The sequence below is a fragment of the Streptosporangium sp. NPDC051022 genome (assembly GCF_040683035.1).
Lineage (GTDB): Bacteria > Actinomycetota > Actinomycetes > Streptosporangiales > Streptosporangiaceae > Streptosporangium.
Genome location: NZ_JBFBCF010000034.1, coordinates 1 through 19,846 on the forward strand (window position 1 = coordinate 1; position 19,846 = coordinate 19,846).

Below are 19,846 nucleotides of genomic sequence, written 5' to 3' on the forward strand. Positions count from 1 at the left end.
CCGCTCGCGTGCGGCCTCGAGTTCTTGTGGTGTCATCCCTGTCACCCCCGAACGGGAGACACACCCTCACCACCCAAGGTAACCAAGCCCTACTAACCGCCGTTCTTTTTGAGCAGGGCCGCCGCGTTCGCCTTCCACTTCTCCAGGATCGCCCTGGACTCGGTCAGTTTCTCCTGCTGGGAGGCCACCAGGTGCTTCTCGTAGGCGATCCGCACGCTTTTGTAGACCCCGACGACGTTCGCCGCCTTCTGGCACCCCGCGTCGATTCGGGCCACCCTTTTCTCTTCCTCGCTCGCCGGGACGGAAGGGTCCCGGTTGACCCATGCGATGTCGTTCGGCGGAACCACCGGACTCTCATAGGAGAGTCCCTCGGCTGTCACACAGTTCTTCCACTCGGCGAGTGCCCGGCGCACCCTGCTGTCGCTCATGGCCGAACTGCGCGCGAGCACGGCCAGGTTGCGCGCGTCCGCGGGAAGCTCGACGAGGCCGGCGCTCTGGCCGTATATCTTGCGTCTGGCCTCCTGGAAACAGCCTCCCTCCGGAATCGCACGGCCCGTCTTCGTCTGCTGCTCGTATCCCTCGTAGGCGGCCATCTGCTCCTGCGACGGGCCGTTTTCGGGGTCGGGCCCGTTCAGGACGGCGAGTTCCGGATCCGCCGAGGGGCGGGGATATCCCTGCACGGCCACGGTGGCGGGATCGAGATATTCGAAGTAGTCGTACTCCTTGAAGGACTCCGGGTCCCACGAACGGACGGCACCGGGTTCCCAGTCGGTGAACCCCAGGGACCGCATGCATGAGTCGGCCGCGAGTTCCTGGGCGACGACGGCCTTTTTGAGGTCCTCCATCGACATCATGTAGGGGTCGAGCGGCATGGGAATCCGTTTTCCGTCCGACACTTTGAGGATCCGCTTGATAGAAGGTTCTTCCGTTTTCTGGGGACCGGCGACGGGAGAAGGGGAACCGCTCGGATCGGCCGGAGACGGCAGAACCACGGAAGCGGAGGAGGACGGTGTCACGGAAGGGGAGAGGGAGGGGGTCACGGAGGCCGACGGAGACGGCGCCGTCGTGCCCGGAACGGAGGCGCGCCGGTCTTCCCCCTGGTCGCCACAGCCTGTGACGGCGGCGCCGATGACCATCCCCGCGGCGACGATGCTCAGTCCCCTGCCACCGGTCGACCCGATGAACCGTCTCACTACCGACCTCTTCTCCAGGAGTGACGGGAATTCCGGATCGTTCTCCGGAGGGGTTTCCACCCCGAACACAAAGGCATGGAAATCAACCCCGGCCCCGACGATACGTCACGGTAAAAGTCTCCGGCGGGGATTGTTCACCCGCAATGAGAGGTCGCGCTCTTCGAAAACCCGCCGGCCGCTCGAAGACGGACACATGAGGTCACCGGCGGACGGAAATGTCTCCCGACGAAGCCCCGGATGATGGTTTCGGCGCCTTTTCTTCCCGTCGTCCGCCGGATCGGACCGGATGAGTTTTCCGGGCGCATGTGGCGGGCGTATGCGACGGGCGGGCGTACACGACGGGCGGATCCGAAGCGGGTCCGGGGCGGGTCCGGAGCAGGTTCGGGGCGGGTCCGGAGCAGGTTCGGCGGGCCGATCACCGCATGAGCCGGGTACGGCCCCGCGGCGACCGCCATGCGGCCGAACCTCAGTGCGGGCCACAGAGCGAGGCACAGGGCGGGCCGCGTACCGGGCCGGGCGATCCGGCCCGGTACGGAGGCCTCAGACGATGGGCGGGCGCCCCAGGCGGAGCATGCGCCAGGCGGTCTTCCAGCCCATCGGGCGACGCTCTCCGGCCGGCTCGCGCAGGCCCTCGCCGAAGCCCTTGAACCAGGCTCTCAGGGCCGGGCGGGAGCGTTCGCGGAGCAGCGTGAGAACGATCCAGTTGAGGAGGTAGAGCGTGGCCAGGGGCCAGGGGAGGTTCCGGCGGGCCAGCCAGACCCGGTTACGGGCGTTGAGGCGGTAGAAGTCCGTGTGCCGGGTCGGCGGGACCTGCGGGTGGTACATGACGGTCTGGGCGTCGTACTCGATGCGGTAGCCCTCGCCGAGCAGCCGCCAGGCCAGGTCGGTCTCCTCGTGGGCGTAGAAGAAACGCTCGGGGAGACCGCCGACCTGGAGGAAGGCCGAACGGCGGATGGCACAGGCGCCACCCAGGAAGGTGGTCACCGGGGAGGACCGCTCAGGGTCGCCGGCGCGCAGACGCGGGACGTGGCGGCGCTGCCCCACCCCGCCCTCGGGATCCATCACGCGGAAGGAGATGACCGCGAGGTCGTGCTCGGTGGAGAAGCGCTCACGCAGGTGGGAGACGAGGTCCGGTGCGCCGTACCAGCCGTCGTCGTCCAGGAAGAGGACCACGTCGCCCGAGCACTCCTCGACGCCGCGGTTGCGGCCCGCCGGGATGCCCGTGTTGTGGCTCAGCCGTACGGTCCTGATCGAGGCCGACGAGCCGACGGGGACGCTGACCGGCAGTTCGGGGACGTCCGCGCCGTTGCCGACGATGACGACCTCGACGTCGCCGTCGGTCTGGTTGAGCGTGGACTCGACCGCCCGGGCCAGCTCGGGAACCCGGTTGCCCATGGTGAGGATGACGCACGAGATCTTCAACGGGTCATCGCCTTGACGCGTCGAGAGCACGTGCCGAGCATACTTTCATGATCACCGAGTCTGCTGGGTGGGGCGATTCTGGCTTCGTTACAACTTCCTGATTTACCGGACAATAAGCGTATCGGAACCGCTGGCAAACACTCACCAAACAGGTGAGTGTTCGCACCTACGACGCACCGCGACGCCATCCGGTTCCTCATGAAAGCCGCCTGGATGCCAGGATGCTCACCAGGTGCAGGATCATCTGCAGCACCGCGACCGCCACACAGGCCACCATGAGCACCCTCGTCGCGGCCAGGCCGCCGCTGAGGGTGTCCCACAGTGCGACGAGCACCACGATGAGGGACAGTTCGACCGCCTGGACGAGCCGGTGGAACTTCAGCGCGGCGGCGGCCCTGCGGGCCATGCCGAGACCCCGCGACCGGAAGTGCTCGGCCGAGCTCTCCGTCGCCGCGACCAGGCCCGACCTGGCACGTGCCACGTCGACCAGGTCGGTCTCCGCCTTGATCAGGATGGCGCCGAGCGCGGCGGCGAAGCCCATCACGGTGTACCAGTCGGGAAGGACCTCGGACGCCCGGAAACCCAGCCCGATGAGCAGGGCGGCCTCCGCGAAGTAGTGGCCGACCCGGTCGAGGTAGACACCGGTGATGGAGGTGCGTCCCGTCCAGCGCGCCAGCTCGCCGTCCGAACAGTCGAGCAGCAGGTAGAGCTGGATCAGCAGGGCGGCGCCCACGGCCGCCCACAGGCCGGGAAGCGCCAGGACGACGCCCGCCAGCAGCCCGGACAGGATCATCAGCCAGGTGGTCTGGTTGGGGGTGATCGGCGTCTTGGCGAGGAACCAGGTGACGTAGATCGACAGCTTGCGCATGTAGAGCGAGCCCGCCCAGTGCTCGCCGCTGTTGCGGCCCATGGTCGACTGCGGCTGGGCGACCGCGCGGAACTCAGCGACCGACGGCCCGGACATAGTCCCCCACCCGATCGCGAATCTCCGGCTCGGACAGGCGCAGGTGCTCCAGGATCGTGTAACGCCCCGGACGGGTCGAGGGCGCCAGCATGACCGCCTCGGCGAACTGCTCGTCGGTCAGCCCGGCATCCGCTGGGGTGACCGGCAGCTCGTGCCCGCGCAGGCAGTCGACGACCTGGGTCAGCCTCCGCGAGTCCTCGCGGAGGAAGAAACAGAAGGCGGCACCGATCCCGGCGAGCTCGCCGTGATTGGAGGTGCCCGGAAAAAGCTGATCCACGGCATGCAGGATCTCATGGTCTCCGCCGCTGGAAGGACGGGAAGACCCGGCGACGACCATCGACATGCCCGACAGGATGAGCGCCTCGGCCAGCACGGTCAGGAAGGCGTCGGACTCGATCGAGTCGGACCTGCCGATCACCGCCTCCGCCGCGGTACGGGCCATCGAGCAGGCCAGGCCGTCGATCGGCTCGCCCCGCTCGGCGTTGCCGAGCTGCCAGTCCTCGATCGCCGACAGGTTGCTCACCACGTCGCCGACCCCGGAGCGGACCAGGGAGGCGGGCGCGTCGTGGACGAAGTCGAGGTCGACCACGATGGCCAGCGGCATCGGCACGCCGAAAGAGCCCTTGCCCCCGTCGTGCGTCAGCGACGCGACCGGCGAGCAGATGCCGTCGTGCGACAGGTTGGTGGCCACCGCGACCATCGGGATCCCGGCCAGCGACGCGGCGTACTTGGTCGCGTCGATGGTCTTGCCGCCGCCGATGCCGACGACCGCCTCGTAGGCGCCCTTGCGCAGGTCGGCCCCCAGCGAGACCGCCGCGTCGACCGAGCCGTCGGACACCCGGAAGACCTGGGCCTCGCCGAGCGAGGGGGCGATCACCGAGGCGATCCGGTCCCCCTGGCCCGCGCCGACGGCCACCGCCACCCGCCCCGAGGTCGCCACCCGGCTGTCGGCGAGCAGCGTGCCGAGCTGGGCGATCGCGCCCCGCCGTACCTCCATGGTCAGCGGGGCGGGCAGCATCCTGGCTAGTATCGGCACGCGATCTCCCGCGCCTTCGCGAGGTCGTCGTGGTTGTCGACCTCGACCCACGAGACCTCACCGATCGGGGCGACGGCGATCTTCTCGCCGCGGGCGACCAGCTCCTGGTAGCCGTCCTCGTAGTACAGCTGCGGGTCGCGCTCGAAGGTGGCCTGAAGCGCGTCGGCGAGGCGCTCACCGATGCCGGGGCGGATCAGCGTCGCGCCGATGTACTCCCCGGCTGCGTCGGCCGGGTCCATCAGCTTGGTGATCAGCTTCAGATGGCCGTCGCCGTCGAGGGTGACCTTCATCTCCTCGTCGGCGAGCTTCTTGACGTCGTCGACCGCGAGCAGGATGTCGCTGGTCGCGGGGGCGGCCAGCAGCGTCTCCTCGACGGAGACCGGGTGCACGGTGTCGCCGTTGACCAGCAGCACGCCCTGGTCGAAGTAGTCGCGCGCACACCACAGGGAGTAGGCGTTGTTCCACTCCTCGGCCTTGTCGTTGTGCACGAGGGTGAGCTTCACACCGTGCCGCCGCTCCAGCTCGGCCTTCCGCTCGTGTACGGCCTGCGCCTGGTAACCGATGATGACCACGACGTCACGGAGGTCGGCGGCCGCGAGATTCCGCAGCGAGATGTCCATGATCGTGGTGTCACCGTCGACCGGCACGAGCGCTTTGGGCAGCGTGTCGGTGTACGGCCGCAGGCGTCGTCCGGCCCCGGCGGCCAGCACCATTCCCAGCAACGTGCACTCCTCATCCAAGTGAGCCCCTCCACGGGCACTCCTGGCTCAAAAGGTTAGTTGCCTTCAGGCCCTGATCGTGTAATCGGAGGTTTGCCGGGTGTTCTCAATCGTGTGCCCCCGCCTCCGCCGTGTCCGTCCCCGATCTCGGCACGGCCAGCCAGCAGGTCACGCTTTCCCACCCAAACAGGCCCCACAGATAGAGAGAGAACAGGACAAAGAGCAAGGTCACCTGTCCGGTGAGGCCGCCCAGTGCGATCAGCAGCATCCGACCGTCCCAGCCGAGCCCGAAAGTGCCCAGCCAGGCGGGCGGGTAGACACGCTGGCGCAGGCGGTAAACAAGATCATAGTGGTGGAAGGCCATCGCGCCGAGCAGGGTGAAGATCAACCAGGGCGGCACGCCGTGCGCGAACCCCACCGACGCCACGAACCCGTACTCGGTCAGGCGCAGGATCGGCGGGACCAGCCAGTCGAGCCGGCCGTCGTGCGGGTGGGAACTGCCCGGGCCCGCCAGCAGCAGCGCCACCGCCGGCGCGAACACCGCCAGGCCGTCGCTGCCCGCCACCCCGACCATCAGCAGCACCCCGGTCACGAACGTCCCGGCGAGCACGGGCGGCAGCGGCGGCAGCTGGCCCGCGACCAGCGTGCCCATCGCGCGGGACAGCACCCCGTCGTCCCGGTAGGCCATCACGTTGCCGCGCGGCACCGGCGTCATCTGGACGGTGGTCACCACGATCGCGCCCCTTTCCTGAAGTCCCTCGGCGGCTCCCCCGCCGCGCCGCGCGAGCCGTACGGCCCGGACGCCTCGTGCCCTCTTCCCGGCCCTGCCTGGACACGGAGGCCGTACGGCCCGGCCGCCGCCGTCATCGGCCGACCGATCTGCCGACCCGGCCGGCGAGCGTGTAGAGGACGGCGACACCGCCCCAGACCAGCAGCGCGACGAACGTCACCCGCGCGTCGAAGAGAGCCGCCGTCACCGCGATCAGGGCCATCCGCTCCCCGATGGGAAGCACGATGATCTTCTTGAGCCAGCGGGTGAGGGAGTCCTGCTCCAGGCGGCGCGACAGCCGTACGACCCAGTTGCCCCCGCCCGTCCGCGGACGCGGCCCGCCCTCGTCCACAGCCCCGTCACCGTCACCGTCACCGTGCCGCGACGCCTTCCGCGGCGAGGGGCGGGCGACCACGTCGCCCCGCGTGGTCAGCGAGCCCGCGACCCCGGCCCACGCCGGGCGCGCCCGCTCCGCGTCGGTGCGGGCCCCGGCGTAGGAGAAGTCGATCATGTGGCGGAGCGTCTGCAGGATCATCGCCCCGACCGCCAGCCCCCAGATGCCCTCCGGGGCGCCGCCCGGGTCGTTCGCCCCCGCCACGTAGCCGACGGCGAGACCCACGTAGACGACGTACTCCTTGACCCGGTCGAAGGTGGAGTCCAGCCACGCGCCGAGCGGGGAGAAGGCGCGGGTGTAGCGGGCGAGCTGGCCGTCCACGCAGTCGAGCACGAACGACAGGTAGAGCAGGACCGCCCCGGCGACCTGCGCGGAACGGGTGCCGGCGGAGAACCAGAGGGCGGCCAGCACGGCCAGGCCGACGGACATCCCGGTGACCGCGTTCGGCGTCAGGCCCAGCCTGGCGGCCAGTTTGACCACGTGCTTGGACCAGGAGCTCACGAAGTAGGTGGCGAAGAAGCCGTCCTCGGTCTTGACCGCGGAGTCCAGCCGGGCGTCGGCCTCGTCGACCTCGCCCAGGCGCCGCACGGCCTCGTCCGCCTCGGCCTGGGTCGCCACCCGTTCGCAGCGCAGCCGCCCGAGCCTGACCGCGGCCACCTTGACGCCTGAGCGCAGCAGACCGGCCAGCAGCAGCTCGCCCGCCTCCGCGCCGTCCATGGCGCCGAACCGGCCGACCTCGGCCAGGTCCGCCAGCGTCTCCGCGGTCGCGGCCAGGGTCAGCAGGTCGTCCACGCCCACCTGGAAGACGCCCCTGAACGTGCCGTTGGGCTCGGTGACGTCATGGAAGGAGGTCCCGGCCGCGACCAGCAGGCCCCTCTCGATCCGGGCCGGCGGGCGCAGCGGCCCCGGCTCCTCACCTCCCTTGACCACCAGCGCGCCCGTACGGCGCCCCGCGCGCTCCAGGAGCAACGCCAGCGCCTCGGTGTGGGCCACCAGGTCCCCCGCGGTCACGGCCACCGGCCCGGTGGCCGTACGGGCGATCCCGGCGACCCTGCGCAGGTCGTCCGCGAGGCCGCCCGACCCCTCCGAACCGATCATGTAGGCCCCGCCGGGGGGGTGGATGACGTCGCTGGACCGGGCGATCACGTGAACGTCCCCGGTGGAGAGCGTGACGAGTTGCCCGGTCAGCCTGTCGAGCAGCGTGCCGTCGGCGCAGCGCAGAGCGGCGCCCCCGCCGCCGGCGAGCACGACGGCGATCGTCCGCGCGACGGCGGGCGACCCGGAATCGTCGGGTGGTGCGGAGTCGGGCGGCGGGGAAGGGTCGGAATCCTGATCCTGCAAATCTGGCTCCTTCGTATCCGACGGGATCACCGCGCGAATCGGGGAGTGCGCACTTAGCGTAGCGAGATCTTGACTGCATAGCACGGGACCGCGACCCGGTATCGGGTACTCAACCGTTACGCTCGCCGTATCCGGACCGTTGAAGGAAGCAGACCTTGGCCGCTCTTGAACCACGCCTTCGCACCGTCGGGGTCGTCCTCGCCGGTGGGGTCGGCCAGCGCGTCGGCCTCAACACCCCCAAACAGCTCATCAAGATCGCTGGTAAGACGATTCTGGAGCACACGCTGGCCGTGTTCAACGGTGCGCCGGAGATCGACGAGATCATCGTGCTGATGACGCCCGGCTTCACCGAGGACGTGGAACAGGTCGTCGCCCACGGCGGCTTCAGGAAGGTCAGCAAGATCCTGGAGGGCGGCGCGAGCCGTACGGAGACCACCTGGCGGGCGCTGAGGGCCCTGGGCGGCCAGGAGTGCGACGTGCTCCTGCACGACGCCGTACGGCCGCTGCTGGAACCCCGGATCATCACCGAATGTGTGGAGGCCCTGAAGGTCTACTCGGCCGTCGACGTGGCGATCCCGAGTTCGGACACGATCGTGGTCGCCGCCCCCGGGCCGCGCGGGGAGATCATCCGCGACATCCCGGAGCGGGCCAGGCTCCGGCGCGGTCAGACCCCGCAGTGCTTCCGCCTGTCGGTGATCCGCGAGGCCTACGAGCGGGCGTTCGCCGACCCCGACTTCGACCGGCAGCCGCCGACCGACGACTGCGGCGTGGTGCTGCGCTACCTGCCCGACGTGCCGATCTACATCGTGCCGGGCAGCGAGCACAACATGAAGGTCACCCACCCGGTCGACGTGTTCATCGCCGACAAGCTCTTCCAGCTCGCCGCGGGCACCGCCCCCGAGCACTCCTCCTTCGCCTACCGTGAGGCGCTGGAGGGCAGGACCGTGGTGGTCTTCGGCGGCAGCTACGGCATCGGCGCCGACGTGGTCGACCTGACCGAGCGCCACGGCGCCGAGGTGTTCTCCTTCTCCAGGTCGCTGAACGGCGTGCGCGTGGAGGACCCCCAGGCGGTCGAGGACGCCCTCGCCCACGCGGCCAAGGAGACCGGCAGGATCGACTACGTGGTCAACACGGCCGGGGTGCTGCACATGGGCAAGCTCGGCGAGGTCGACGACGCCACGATCACCGAGACCGTGGGCGTGAACTACCTCGGTCCCGTCAACGTCGCCAGGGCCGCCATCCGCCACCTCCGCGAGACCCAGGGCCACCTACTGCTCTACACCTCCTCCTCCTACACCAGGGGCCGGGCCGACTACAGCCTCTACTCCTCCACCAAGGCCGCCGTGGTCAACCTGACCCAGGCGCTCGCCGACGAGTGGGCCGAGTACGGCGTGCGGGTCAACTGCGTCAACCCGGAGCGGACCGGCACCCCGATGCGGATCCGCGCCTTCGGGGACGAACCCGTGCACACCCTTCTCTCTCCGCGCGCCGTCGCCCAGACCTCGCTGGACGTGCTCGTCTCGCAGCTGACCGGCCAGGTGATCGACGTCCGCCTCGACGGCGCCTGAACCCCGGCCGCCCGGGAGTGCTCGACCGCGCCCGGCCCCCGGCCGACCGGGAGTGACGGTGACCCGGCGGTGACGACGAAAGGGCGCATACCTCCTCACCTCATGCGCCACCCCCCAGACCCATGCCGACATGCCCAATCCTTACCTCAACCGGACAAGTAGCCACAGCGCGTCTACCAGGGCGAACACCACCCACCGGTTAGCGTCAGAGGATGAAGCATGATCTTCGTGCCCTCATGGTGTGCGCCGCCGTGCTCGGCTCGTACCCGCCGCTGGTCGTCACCGCCCTGTGGCCCAGGCCGTGGCCGTTCCTGGCGTGCTGTGCCCTGTCCTACGCGGCGGAGATCGCGGCCAGGCATCGCGCCCGCCCGCTGGTCGATCTGCTGAGCAGGGTGCATCTGGGGATCACGACGCGGTTCGTGCTGCGGGAGATGGCCGCCGTCGTCCTGGCCGCCCGTACGGCGGGCACCGACTCCCCCTGGTTCGCCCTCCTGGTCCTGGGGCTGTTCGCCCTGCACGGCGTGCGGGCCGCGCAGACCTGGCTGGCGTTGCGCTACCACCGGACGCTGAACCAGCTGCCGGTGCTGACCCGCAACCTCGGCGTGCCCGAGACGCCGGCGGCGCCGTGGAACGTCCTGGTCGACCATCGCAGGATGCGCCTGCTCCACCTCGACATGCTGCCGATCGGCGGCGCGGCCCTGGACGCGGCGCTCGGCGGCGGCCACCTGGGCGCGGACGGGGTGGTGATCGCGCTGGGGATCGGGGCGGCGGGCGTGGCCGCCCTGCTGCCCCACCTGTTCCGGATCCGGCCGCTGAAGGACAGGAAGGGCGTGCTGCGGACGGCCGGGGAACGGCTCGCGGCCTACGACCCCGAGGTGGTCCTCTACTTCTCCGGGCCGAACGACTCCGCCTACCAGGTCACCATGTGGCTGCGCCCGCTGGAGCGGGCGGACCGGCGGGCCGTGGTGGTGCTGCGGGAACGGGAGATGTTCGGGATCCTGACCGGCACCTCGCTGCCGGTGGTCTGCGTTCCCTCCGCGGCCGACCTGATGGGTTTCGAAGCGCTCGGGGGCGCGCGGCTGTGCCTGTACCCCTCCAACGTCGGCAAGAACATCCACATGCTCCGCATCCGGGGCATGCGCAGCGTCTTCGTCGGCCACGGCGACAGCGACAAGGAGGCCTCGTTCAACCCGTTCACCAAGGTCTACGACGAGGTGTGGGTGGCGGGCCGGGCCGGGCGCGACCGGTACCTGCGCGCCCGGGTGGGTGTGCGCGACGAGGACGTCCACGAGGTCGGCCGCCCGCAGCTGTCCGGGATCCACACCCGGGGGCCGGGCCTGCCCTACCGCACGGTGCTCTACGCGCCCACCTGGGAGGGGTGGACCGACGACCTGTTCCACACCTCGATCGTCACCATGGGGCCGCGCATCGTCGCGGCCCTGCTCGCCCACTCGCCCCCGGTACGGATCATCTACAAACCGCACCCGCTGACCGGCTACCGCAGCCGCGAGGCGCGCGAGGCGCACCGGCGGATCAGCGCGATGCTGGAGGCGGCCGAGCTGTCCGGGTCGATCGCCCGCCATCCCGCGGGCTCCGGCGGCACGGGGACGATCAGGCACCTGGTCGTCACCGGCGGCGAACCGACCCTGTACGGCTGCTTCAACCAGGCCGACCTGCTGGTCACCGACATCTCCAGCGTGGTGGCCGACTTCGTCGCCAGCGGCAAGCCGTACATGGTGACGAACGTGGCGGGACTGCCCGTGGAGGTCTTCCGCGAGCGGTACCCGAGCACGGCCGCGGGCTACCTGCTCACCGAGGACCTGGAGCGGCTCCCCGGCGTGCTGCGCGGCCTGGGAGAGGGCGGGGAGGACGTCCTGGCGGCGGCACGGCGCAGGCTCAGGACGTACTTGCTGGGCCCCGAGCGCCCGGACGCCATGACCCGGTTCAACGAGGCGGTGAACGCCGCCTACGCCCGCGCCTGCGAGGTCCGTGGCCCAGACGGCCCCGGTGGCCCCAGTGGCCCCGGCGGGGGCGTGGACGGCCCGGACCGTGTCCCGGGGGCCGCGGGGGTCCCGGGGATTTCGGGGGTCGCGGGGACGGCGGGGACCGCCCTCACGGGCGGTTGAGGGCGTTGGGGGCGCGACCGTACGGTGTGACGGCCGCGCCCGCGCGGATGCGCCCGGAGACGCGGAACAAGCGGAACAAGCAGAACGAGCCGGCCCGGGAACGCGGGGTCAGCCGGACTTGGCGAGGCTCCGCGGACTCGTCAGGAAGCCCCACCCCCACGACATGTGCATGGTCATGTAGACCAGCGGCAGCCGCAGGAGCGCCGCGGCGGGCAGGCCGTTTCCGGTGACCGCGGCGCCCGCCAGGATCGCCGCCAGGTAGCCGCCGGGGATCAGCAGGCCGGGCCAGAGGAACGGCGAGACGAGCAGGCCCGCGAGGATGGCCAGCACGGCCGCCGGAGGGGCCAGGTAGCGCAGGTTGATCGTGCCCTCGTGGGTGCGGGCGACCACCCTGCGCCAGCGGCCGTAGTGGAAGTACTGCTTGGCCAGGGCGCTGACCGTCGGCCTGGGCCGGTAGGAGACGCGCATGCGGGGCTGGAACCACACCAGGCCGCCCGTCTCGCGGATGCGGTGGTTCATCTCCCAGTCCTGCGCCCGCTGGAAGTGCTCGTCGTAGCCGCCGACGCGCTCCAGCGCCTCGCGGCGGAACACCCCGAGGTAGACGGTGTCAGCCGGGCCCGCGGTGCCGCCGGTGTGGAACCTGGCCCCGCCCACACCGATCTTGGAGGTCATGGCGCGGGCGACCGCCTGCTCGAACGGTGTGATCCCCTCGGCGGCCATGATGCCGCCGACGTTGTCGGCCCCGGTCTCCTCCAGCGTCTCGACCGCGACCCTGAGGTAGTCGTCCGGGAGCATGGCGTGACCGTCCACCCGGGCGATGATCCCGTTGCGGGACGCGGCGATGGCGGCGTTGAGGGCGTTCGGTGTGCGGCCTGTCGGGTTCGGGACCACGATCACCCGCGGATCCTCCGCGGCTATCGCGTCCGCGACCTCCTGGGTGCGGTCCTTGGAGGGACCGATGGCGAGCACGACCTCGATCGGTCCCGCGTAACGTTGCGACAGGACCTGACGCACCGCCTCCCGAAGATGGCGCTCCTCGTTCAGCACCGGGATGACGATGGAGATGGGGGGCCAGACACGTGTCTCGGGAGACGACGCCGGCGCGGGCGAGTCGGGGAACTGCTTCATGGCGTCGCTCACGCTACTGTACGGACGGGTACCTCATCGACCCAGCTGGACGCCTAGGGGGCCACGCATGCGCGACCCGGAAGACGAGGACTCGGCCGTGCGGGTGGGCGGTGACGCCTACGGAACGGTCCGGGTGAGTCCACGGCGTGACCGCCGGTCCGCCCGGAGCGCTCGTTCCCGGCGGCGCGGCCTGATCCTGGCCGGCGCGCTCTCCTGCCTGGTGCTGGGCGGTTCGGGGACGACGTGGGCGTTCACAAGCTACGTGGGAAACAAGATCAAGTCGGTTGACGCGGGCGTGCCCGGATCGCGCTCGACCGGCGCCATGAACATCCTGGTCGTCGGCGTGGACAAGCGCGACAACCTCACCCGCCGGCAGCAGAACCAGCTCAAACTGGGTCGCGAGTCCGGCCAGCGCACCGACACCATGATGGTGCTCCATCTGTCGGAGGACCACACCGGGGTCACCGTGGTCAGCCTCCCCCGCGACACCTGGACGACGATCCCCGGCCAGGGCATGCACAAGATCAACGCGGCCTACCAGCTCGGCGGCCCGAAGCTCGCCGTACGCGCCGTGCAGAACGCCACCGGCCTGACCATCAACCACTACGTCGAGGTCAACGTGCTCGGCTTCATCGAGGTGGTCGACGCGCTGGGCGGCGTCTCGGTCTGCACCCCCGTGGCCATCGACGACCCGAAGACCGGCCTCAAGCTCGAACCGGGCAGTTACTCCCTCGACGGGGCCAAGGCCCTGTCCTACGCCCGCACCCGGGCCACCGCCCGTTCCGACTTGGACCGCATCGACCGCCAGCAGCAGGTCATCTCGGCCCTGCTGCACCAGGCGCTGAGCGGCGGCACGCTGACCAACCCCGTCAAGCTCACCGCGTTCGTCAACAGCACCCTCGGCACGCTCAGCGTGGACGACGCGCTCCGCAAGGACCTGCTCGGCCTGGCCGACCAGCTCAAGAACGTCTCGACCGACGACGTGGCCTTCGCGACGGTCCCGCTCTCCGACGTCGACTACCGGACGCCGACCGGCGAATCCGCCGTGCTCTGGGACAAGCAGGCCGCCGCCGACCTGTTCCGCCGGATCGCCGCCGACGAGTCGCTCACCAAGCCCGCCGCTCCCACGGCGAGCCCGTCCGCCTCCCCGTCCGTCTCCCCCTCCGCCAAGCCCTCCCCCTCGGCCACCCCGCTGACCGTGCCGCCCGCGCGCATCGCGGTCAGGGTGCTCAACGGCACCCTGATCAGGGGCCTCGGCGCGCGGACGAGGGCCGACCTGCTCCGGATCGGGTTCATGGTCCCCCAGGGCGCGGGCGACACCCGGGAGAGAGACCACGACAGGACGATCGTCCGGTACGGCCCCGGCCGCGAGGACTCCGCGCGCACCCTGTCGGCCGCGCTGCCCGGATCCGAGACGCGCCTGATCGAGACCCTCGGCGACCGGATCGAGGTGATCGTCGGCAGCGAGTACTCGGGGGTCAAGAAGGTCACCGTCAAGGAGACCCCGGCTGCGACGCCGTCCCCGACGGCCACCCAGAGCACCGTCCCCACGGCCAGGACGGCGACCCAGAACATCTGCAAGAAATGAGTCCGTCGCGCGCGAGGCGTCCGGCGGGGAAACGGAAGCCGGGAGTGCGGTAACGATCAGGGCACGCGGTAACCCGGGCCGGTGCCGGGACACGTCCGTTACTCGTGGAGTTGCTAAGGCACGACGTCGAGGCCGCCACCGAACGGCGCATGGCCAGAATGATCATTTACGCCAGGGTGGGAACCACGGCCTTCCTGCTGGTTCCACTGGTCTCCTGGAACCGCCTGGCCGCTCCCTGGGCGGCGGTGGCCGCGGCCGCGCTGGCCACCGCCGCGGCCGTGTGGTTCACACACCGGGCCTGGCGAACCGCCACCCTGGACGATCCGCTGCTGGTCTGGACCGACGTGGCGGTGAGCCTCATCGTGATGGTCGTGGGCTCACGCGCCGCCTTCCCGCACGAACGCAACGTCGTCCTGACGGCCCTGCTGCCGTTCTCGCTGGCCACCTCGGCGGTGCTCGGCTTCGGGCTGGGCTGGACACGCCGCGCGGTGGCCGCGGTGGCCGTGCTCGCCGCCGTCTGGACGGCCTCGATCTATCCCAACCTCACCCAGAAGCTGCTGTCCGACCTGCTGGGCTTCACGCTGTGGTTCCTGATCGCGATGCTGATCGGCAGGGAGCTGCGCGACCTCGCGGGGCAGACGGTGCGCGCGCAGCGGCTGGCCGAGGAGCGTCAGGAGCTGCTGGCCGAGTACAAGCACCGCCAGGAGTCGATGCGTCAGCGCGAGTCGGCCCACCGGGCGATCCACGACGACCTGCTGCCGATCGTGGAGCGGGTCGCGGGCAGCCCGCTGCTGGACCCGCCGATCGCGCGCGCCGCCCGCCGCGCCGCCCTGCGGGCCAGGCGGTTCATCATGGACGAGCGCACGACGGCGTTCGCCGACCTGATGGCCGAGGTCGTCGAGAGCGCCGCGGACCTGGGCCTGGAGCTCACCCACGTGCTGCGCGTGTCCGAGGACCCGCCTCCCGAGATCGGCGAGGTGCTCGCCTCCGCGGCCCGCGAGGCGCTGAACAACGTCGCCAGGCACGCGGGCAACCCGCTGGGCGTGCACCTGTACGCCGCGGCGGCCGACGACGGGGTGACCATCATCGTCCGTGACCGGGGCCGGGGTTTCTCCCCCGGCACGGTCCCGCACGGCGGCGGTATGTCGCGCAGCTTCGCCGCCGTCGAGCGGTACGGCGGCAGCTGCGAGATCGACTCGCCGCAGGGCGGCGGCACCAAGGTCGTCCTGCGCTGGCCGGGAGGGCGGCGGTGAGCGCGCTGGTCGGGATCGTCGACGACCACCCCATCGTCTCCTATCCCCTGGCCGAGGCGCTGCGCGCGGCCGGGCACCGGGTGCTGGAGCCGGTGACCGCCGTCGAGGCGCTGCCCGCCGTCCATCCCGTGGGGGTGGCGGTCTGCGACCACTCGCTGCCCGAGGGCCGTACCGGCGCCGAGGCGGTGGCCCACCTCACCGCCTGCGGCTGGCGGGTGCTGGCCACCTCCGGGGTCGCGGGCCGCGAGCAGGTGCTCGGCATGATCGCGGCCGGGGCCTGGGGATACGTGGAGAAGCGGTTCACCACCCATCGTGAGTACGTCCACGCGGTCGGCGTGGTCGGCGCGGCCCGTCACTACGTCTCACCGCTGCTGGCCGCGCTCCTCCTCGACGACGCCGACGCCCGGCCGCTGGGGAAGGGCGACCTGACGGCCGGTCAGCGGACGGCGCTGCGGGCGCTGGCCGAGGGCGACAGCGAGCAGGAGGTCCGCACCGCCCTGCGGACGGACGCGGCCGGGCTGGAGGCCGCGCTGGCCGGCGCGTTCGCGCTGACCTCCCGCCGCCGCAGGATGAACCGGCTGACACCGCGCGAACTCGACGTGGTCGCCGTGGTGGGGTGCCGGGGCCTGAGCCTGAAGGAGACCGCCAGGGAGCTGGGGATCAGGCCGGGCACCGTCGCCGACCACCTTGAGGCGGCCAAGCGGAAGTATCTGGCCTCCCACCCCGGGGAGAAGGACCTCTCCCCCCGCGCCGCGGCCCTGCGCTGGGCGATGGAACTGCGCCTGTGCTGATCCTGCCGTATCCGGCGATCCGCCGGACATCCCCATGATTGGGGATGTCCGGCGGCGGAGGGGTTGCCCCAAACTCGGTGTGGGGCCCGTCCTTTTCGTCAGGAGCAGAACATGCGCGCACGGATCATGTTGTCCACCCTCGCCGGCGCGGCGCTGGTCGCCACAGCGCTCCCGGCTCCCGCCCAGGCAAGCGGTACGGCCCGCGGCTCGGCGAGCTACAGCGTCACCATCTCGGGCAACGTCAACGGCAGGAACTTCCAGCGCTCGGGAACCGTCGTCCTGCGCAGCACCGTCACCCGGGTCACCACCAACGGGGTCAACCCGGTGGACGTCTGCCTGAAGTCGGGCTTCCCCGCCGGGGCGCCGGACGTCGGCGCCATCTGGTACGGCAGCAACTCGGCCTGCGTCCGGAGCGCCGCCTCCCTCGACATGGCCTTCGTCTCGGTCAACGGCAACACCGTGACGGTCTCGCCGGACAAGCGGATCTCCGCCACCTCCGCCAACAACTTCACCGCGACCAGCAGCATCACCACCTGCATCTACTACCCGGTCGAGGGCGGGGCCACCTACACCTTCCGCGACAACGGCACCGTCTCCGGGCGGATCTCGATACGCGGATTCGGCGGCTACCCCTGCGGCAACTCCACCTACAACGCCACCCTCTCGGGCCGCCGCAACTGACCCCCGGCCCGGCGTCCCCGGTGCCCCGGTGCCACCGGTGTCCCGGTGGCGCGTTCGCCCGGCGCGGGGCGGACACGCCACCGGGGCCTCGTCAACGCCCCGGGACCGTCAGGCCACGCCGAGCCGGTACTCCCGCATCCAGGCGTCCACCTCCAGGAAGGGAATCAGCAGGTGCGCGGTACTGGCGTGGGTCATCGTCCGCTCCCGCCCGCCCGCCAGCTCCAGGACCCTGTCCCGGTCGAGCAGCCCGGCCAGCGGTGAGGAGGGATCGTCCAGCAGGGCGCGCACCCTGCCGTACACGGCGTTGTCGTGGGCCGGGTCGTGCATCGCCGGGTAGGCGCTCTTCGGGCGCATGAGGATCTCCTCCGGCAGCAGATCGGCGACCGCCATCCGCAACAGGCTCTTCTCCCTTCCGTCGGCGACCTTCATCGACCAGGGCACGTTCCAGACGTACTCCAGCAGCCGGTGGTCGCAGAACGGCACGCGCACCTCCAGCCCCACCGCCATGCTCATCCGGTCCTTGCGGTCCAGCAGCATCGACAGCGGCCCGTGCAGGCTGAAGAACAGCACCTCGCGCATCCGCTCGTTCAGCCTGTCGTCCCCGGGGAGCCGGGGGACCCTGGCCCGCAGGGTGGCGTAGCGGTCGGCCTCCAGCTCGGCGGGGCGCAGCTCCCGCCGCAGGTCGGGGGCCAGGCAGTCGGCCAGGCGCGGCGCGTCTCCGAGCCAGGGGAACGTCTCCCGCCACACCGTGCCGGAGTCGTGGAACCACGGGTATCCGCCGAAGACCTCGTCGGCCGCCTCGCCGGAGAGCGCCACCGTCGAGCGTTCGCGCAGCGCGGCGAACATCAGGTACATCGAGGTGTCGAACTGCCCGAGGCTGGGCAGGTCGCGGGCGTTCCTGGCGTGCCGGACCGCGCCGGCCACCTCCGCGGCGTTCAGCACGACCTCGACGTGGTCGGTGCCGATGTGCTTGGCGGCCAGCATCGCGTAGGGGGCGTCCCTCTCGGGCCGCAGCGTGGTGGGCCGGAAGTCCCGCTCCTCTCCGTCGAACTTGACGGAGTAGGTCACCAGCGGCCCCTCCCCCGACCTGGCCAGGCTGCGGGCCGCCAGGGCGGCCATCGCGCTGGAGTCCAGGCCGCCGGAGAGCATCGCCGCCCTCGGCACGTCGGCGACCAGCTGCCGCTCGACGATGTCCTCCAGCAGTTCCCTGACGGTGCGCACCGTCGTGTCGAGGTCCTCGGTGTGCTCCCGGCTGGTCAGCCGCCAGTACGGATACTCGTGGCGGCCCTGCCGGTTGATCCGCACCACGTGTCCGGGCTTGACCTCGTACATCCCGCCGATGGGCGTCTCCCCCGGCAGGGCGAGCCTCGGGTTGAACAGGATCGGCAGCGCCTGCGCGCTCAGGGCCGGGGTGAAGCCGGGGTTGGCCAGGATGCCCTTGGGCTCGGAGGCGAAGATCACCCCGTCCGGCCCCGGCGCGTAGTACAGCGGCTTGACGCCGAGCCGGTCGCGGACGAGCGTCATCTCCTCCCGCACCCCGTCCCACACGGCGAACGCGAACATCCCGTTGAGCAGCTCGGCGCACCCGGCGCCCCATTCGAGGTAGGCGCGCAGCAGTACCTCGGTGTCGGAGCGGGTGACGAACTCGTGCCCCAGCCCGACGAGCCGGGCGCGCAGCTCGCGGAAGTTGTAGACCTCACCGGAGTAGACGAGGACCACGGGAGAGCGCCGCGGACCCGTCTCCGCCACCATGGGCTGCGCGCCGCCCTCCAGGTCGATCACCGCCAGCCGCCGGTGCCCCAGCGCCACGTACCGTCCCAGCCACGTGCCACGGTCGTCGGGCCCGCGCTCGCGCATCGTGTCGGTCATCACCTCGAGGACGTCCCGCTGGTCGCGAAGATCCCTGGAGAAGTCCACCCATCCGACGAAACCGCACATCAGTCACTCCCTCTCTGGCCGGTGACGCCGGTCACGCGCGTCACCGCCTCCTCGAAAGCACGCATGTCACCCGCGAAGACGCCCTCCTCGCGCGGATAGGCCAGCACCACGTCGGTGAACCCCAGCTCGGCACAGCGCCCGACCAGATCGGCCAGCCGCTCCGGCGAGCCGTACGGCTCGGCGACCACGCGGCTGAGGTTGACCAGCCTGCGCACGTCGCCGGGCGGCCTGCCCGCCGACCGGCACGCCCGGGTGAGGCGGTCGAGCTGGCCCCGCAGGGTGGCGAAGGCCTCGGCCTCGGACTGTCCTCCGGGGACGCCCGCGTCGCCGATGGTCACCCACATGTCGCCGAGGCCGGCGGCCAGCCGCATCCCCCGTGCGCCGGTCGCCGCGACGGCGAGGGGAAGGCGGGGACGCCGCACGCATCCCGGGATCATCCGGATGTCCTCGGCCGTGTAGAAGCGGCCGGAGAACGTGGTGACCGGTTGCCGGAGCAACCGGTCGACGAGCGTCACGAACTCCTCGAACCGGGTGGCCCGCCCGGCCGCCGCCGGCTCGGGCCCGCCCAGCGCGGCACCGTCCGGTCCCGGGGCGCCCGCGCCCACCCCGAGCACGAAGCGGCCCCCGCTGACGTGGTCCAGTGTCATGGCCTCCTTGGCGGTGACCACGGGGTGGCGGAAGTTCGGCGAGGCGACCAGGGTGCCCAGCGCGATCCGGCCGGTGTGGCAGGCCGCGGCGGTCAGGGTGGTCATCGCGTCGAACCAGGGCCGCTCGCGCAGGGTGCGCCAGGACAGGTGGTCCAGGGTCCACGCGTGGTCGAAGCCGAGCTCCTCGGCCACGCGCCACGGCCGGACCCCCTCGGGCCCCGGGTGCTCCGGCAGCACCAGGACGCCGAGCCGTACGGCGGTGCCCGCCACCTCAGGTCCCCCCTCTCG

The 19,846-nt window shown here is 71.2% G+C and carries 16 protein-coding genes; 6 read left to right on the forward strand and 10 right to left on the reverse strand.

The window, feature by feature from the left end; translation table 11 throughout:
- Positions 1–92: 92 nt before the first annotated feature.
- The 7 genes from AB0N02_RS38030 to AB0N02_RS38060 form a co-directional block, all read right to left on the reverse strand.
- Complete coding sequence (locus AB0N02_RS38030) at positions 93–872, reverse strand: hypothetical protein (RefSeq protein ID WP_363957146.1); 780 nt, start codon at positions 870–872, stop codon at positions 93–95.
- An 861-nt stretch (positions 873–1,733) separates the two neighbouring features.
- Positions 1,734–2,615, reverse strand: coding sequence for a glycosyltransferase family 2 protein (locus AB0N02_RS38035; RefSeq protein WP_363957388.1), 882 nt, complete (start codon positions 2,613–2,615; stop codon positions 1,734–1,736).
- Between the two features lie 196 nt (positions 2,616–2,811).
- Complete coding sequence (locus tag AB0N02_RS38040; RefSeq protein WP_363957149.1) at positions 2,812–3,579, reverse strand: CDP-alcohol phosphatidyltransferase family protein; 768 nt, start codon at positions 3,577–3,579, stop codon at positions 2,812–2,814.
- On the reverse strand, positions 3,557–4,597 hold the full coding sequence (locus AB0N02_RS38045) for an iron-containing alcohol dehydrogenase family protein (protein WP_363957391.1): 1,041 nt from the start codon (positions 4,595–4,597) through the stop codon (positions 3,557–3,559). The genes AB0N02_RS38040 and AB0N02_RS38045 overlap by 23 nt, the downstream gene beginning before the upstream one ends.
- Positions 4,598–4,602: 5 nt before the next feature.
- Positions 4,603–5,337, reverse strand: a complete 735-nt coding sequence (locus AB0N02_RS38050; protein ID WP_363957152.1) for a phosphocholine cytidylyltransferase family protein — start codon at positions 5,335–5,337, stop codon at positions 4,603–4,605.
- Positions 5,338–5,440: 103 nt separating this feature from the next.
- Complete coding sequence (locus AB0N02_RS38055) at positions 5,441–6,067, reverse strand: DUF5941 domain-containing protein (protein ID WP_363957155.1); 627 nt, start codon at positions 6,065–6,067, stop codon at positions 5,441–5,443.
- Positions 6,068–6,197: 130 nt separating this feature from the next.
- On the reverse strand, positions 6,198–7,838 hold the full coding sequence (locus AB0N02_RS38060) for a CDP-alcohol phosphatidyltransferase family protein (RefSeq protein ID WP_363957158.1): 1,641 nt from the start codon (positions 7,836–7,838) through the stop codon (positions 6,198–6,200).
- Between the two features lie 155 nt (positions 7,839–7,993).
- On the opposite strand from AB0N02_RS38060, the gene AB0N02_RS38065 reads away from it, so the two are divergent.
- Together AB0N02_RS38065 and AB0N02_RS38070 are read left to right on the forward strand one after the other, a co-directional pair.
- Complete coding sequence (locus AB0N02_RS38065) at positions 7,994–9,406, forward strand: bifunctional cytidylyltransferase/SDR family oxidoreductase (RefSeq protein WP_363957161.1); 1,413 nt, start codon at positions 7,994–7,996, stop codon at positions 9,404–9,406.
- Positions 9,407–9,618: 212 nt separating this feature from the next.
- Positions 9,619–11,532: a hypothetical protein gene (locus AB0N02_RS38070; protein ID WP_363957164.1), complete on the forward strand. Its 1,914-nt coding sequence runs from the start codon at positions 9,619–9,621 to the stop codon at positions 11,530–11,532.
- 108 nt (positions 11,533–11,640) lie between these two features.
- On the opposite strand, the gene AB0N02_RS38075 is transcribed toward AB0N02_RS38070, so the two are convergent.
- Positions 11,641–12,660, reverse strand: a complete 1,020-nt coding sequence (locus AB0N02_RS38075) for a glycosyltransferase family 2 protein (RefSeq protein WP_363957394.1) — start codon at positions 12,658–12,660, stop codon at positions 11,641–11,643.
- Positions 12,661–12,727: 67 nt separating this feature from the next.
- Here AB0N02_RS38075 and AB0N02_RS38080 point away from each other — a divergent pair, with 67 nt between their 5' ends.
- From AB0N02_RS38080 to AB0N02_RS38095, 4 genes are all read left to right on the forward strand, one after another.
- Positions 12,728–14,248 (forward strand): LCP family protein, encoded by a 1,521-nt coding sequence (locus AB0N02_RS38080; protein WP_363957166.1) that lies wholly within the window; start codon positions 12,728–12,730, stop codon positions 14,246–14,248.
- A 104-nt stretch (positions 14,249–14,352) separates the two neighbouring features.
- Positions 14,353–15,501 (forward strand): ATP-binding protein, encoded by a 1,149-nt coding sequence (locus tag AB0N02_RS38085; RefSeq protein WP_363957169.1) that lies wholly within the window; start codon positions 14,353–14,355, stop codon positions 15,499–15,501.
- The gene (locus AB0N02_RS38090; protein ID WP_363957172.1) at positions 15,498–16,292 is read left to right on the forward strand and encodes a response regulator; all 795 of its coding nucleotides are present in this window, start codon (positions 15,498–15,500) and stop codon (positions 16,290–16,292) included. Before AB0N02_RS38085 ends, AB0N02_RS38090 begins: the two co-directional genes overlap by 4 nt.
- Positions 16,293–16,403: 111 nt before the next feature.
- The gene (locus AB0N02_RS38095) at positions 16,404–16,973 is read left to right on the forward strand and encodes a hypothetical protein (RefSeq protein WP_363957174.1); all 570 of its coding nucleotides are present in this window, start codon (positions 16,404–16,406) and stop codon (positions 16,971–16,973) included.
- 108 nt (positions 16,974–17,081) lie between these two features.
- Here AB0N02_RS38095 and asnB read toward each other — a convergent pair whose 3' ends face one another.
- Together asnB and AB0N02_RS38105 are read right to left on the reverse strand one after the other, a co-directional pair.
- The gene (asnB, locus tag AB0N02_RS38100) at positions 17,082–18,911 is read right to left on the reverse strand and encodes an asparagine synthase (glutamine-hydrolyzing) (protein ID WP_363957177.1); all 1,830 of its coding nucleotides are present in this window, start codon (positions 18,909–18,911) and stop codon (positions 17,082–17,084) included.
- The gene (locus AB0N02_RS38105) at positions 18,911–19,828 is read right to left on the reverse strand and encodes an LLM class flavin-dependent oxidoreductase (protein WP_363957180.1); all 918 of its coding nucleotides are present in this window, start codon (positions 19,826–19,828) and stop codon (positions 18,911–18,913) included. The genes asnB and AB0N02_RS38105 overlap by 1 nt, the downstream gene beginning before the upstream one ends.
- Positions 19,829–19,846 lie beyond the last annotated feature (18 nt).

Coding starts and splice junctions, on each gene's coding strand:
- AB0N02_RS38030 (WP_363957146.1), bottom strand. CDS start 872: ATGCCGCTCGACCCCTACATGATGTCGATGGAGGACCTCAAAAAGGCC.
- AB0N02_RS38040 (WP_363957149.1), bottom strand. CDS start 3,579: ATGTCCGGGCCGTCGGTCGCTGAGTTCCGCGCGGTCGCCCAGCCGCAG.
- AB0N02_RS38045 (WP_363957391.1), bottom strand. CDS start 4,597: ATGCTGCCCGCCCCGCTGACCATGGAGGTACGGCGGGGCGCGATCGCC.
- AB0N02_RS38070 (WP_363957164.1), top strand. CDS start 9,619: ATGAAGCATGATCTTCGTGCCCTCATGGTGTGCGCCGCCGTGCTCGGC.
- AB0N02_RS38075 (WP_363957394.1), bottom strand. CDS start 12,660: ATGAAGCAGTTCCCCGACTCGCCCGCGCCGGCGTCGTCTCCCGAGACA.
- AB0N02_RS38080 (WP_363957166.1), top strand. CDS start 12,728: ATGCGCGACCCGGAAGACGAGGACTCGGCCGTGCGGGTGGGCGGTGAC.
- AB0N02_RS38095 (WP_363957174.1), top strand. CDS start 16,404: ATGCGCGCACGGATCATGTTGTCCACCCTCGCCGGCGCGGCGCTGGTC.
- asnB (WP_363957177.1), bottom strand. CDS start 18,911: ATGTGCGGTTTCGTCGGATGGGTGGACTTCTCCAGGGATCTTCGCGAC.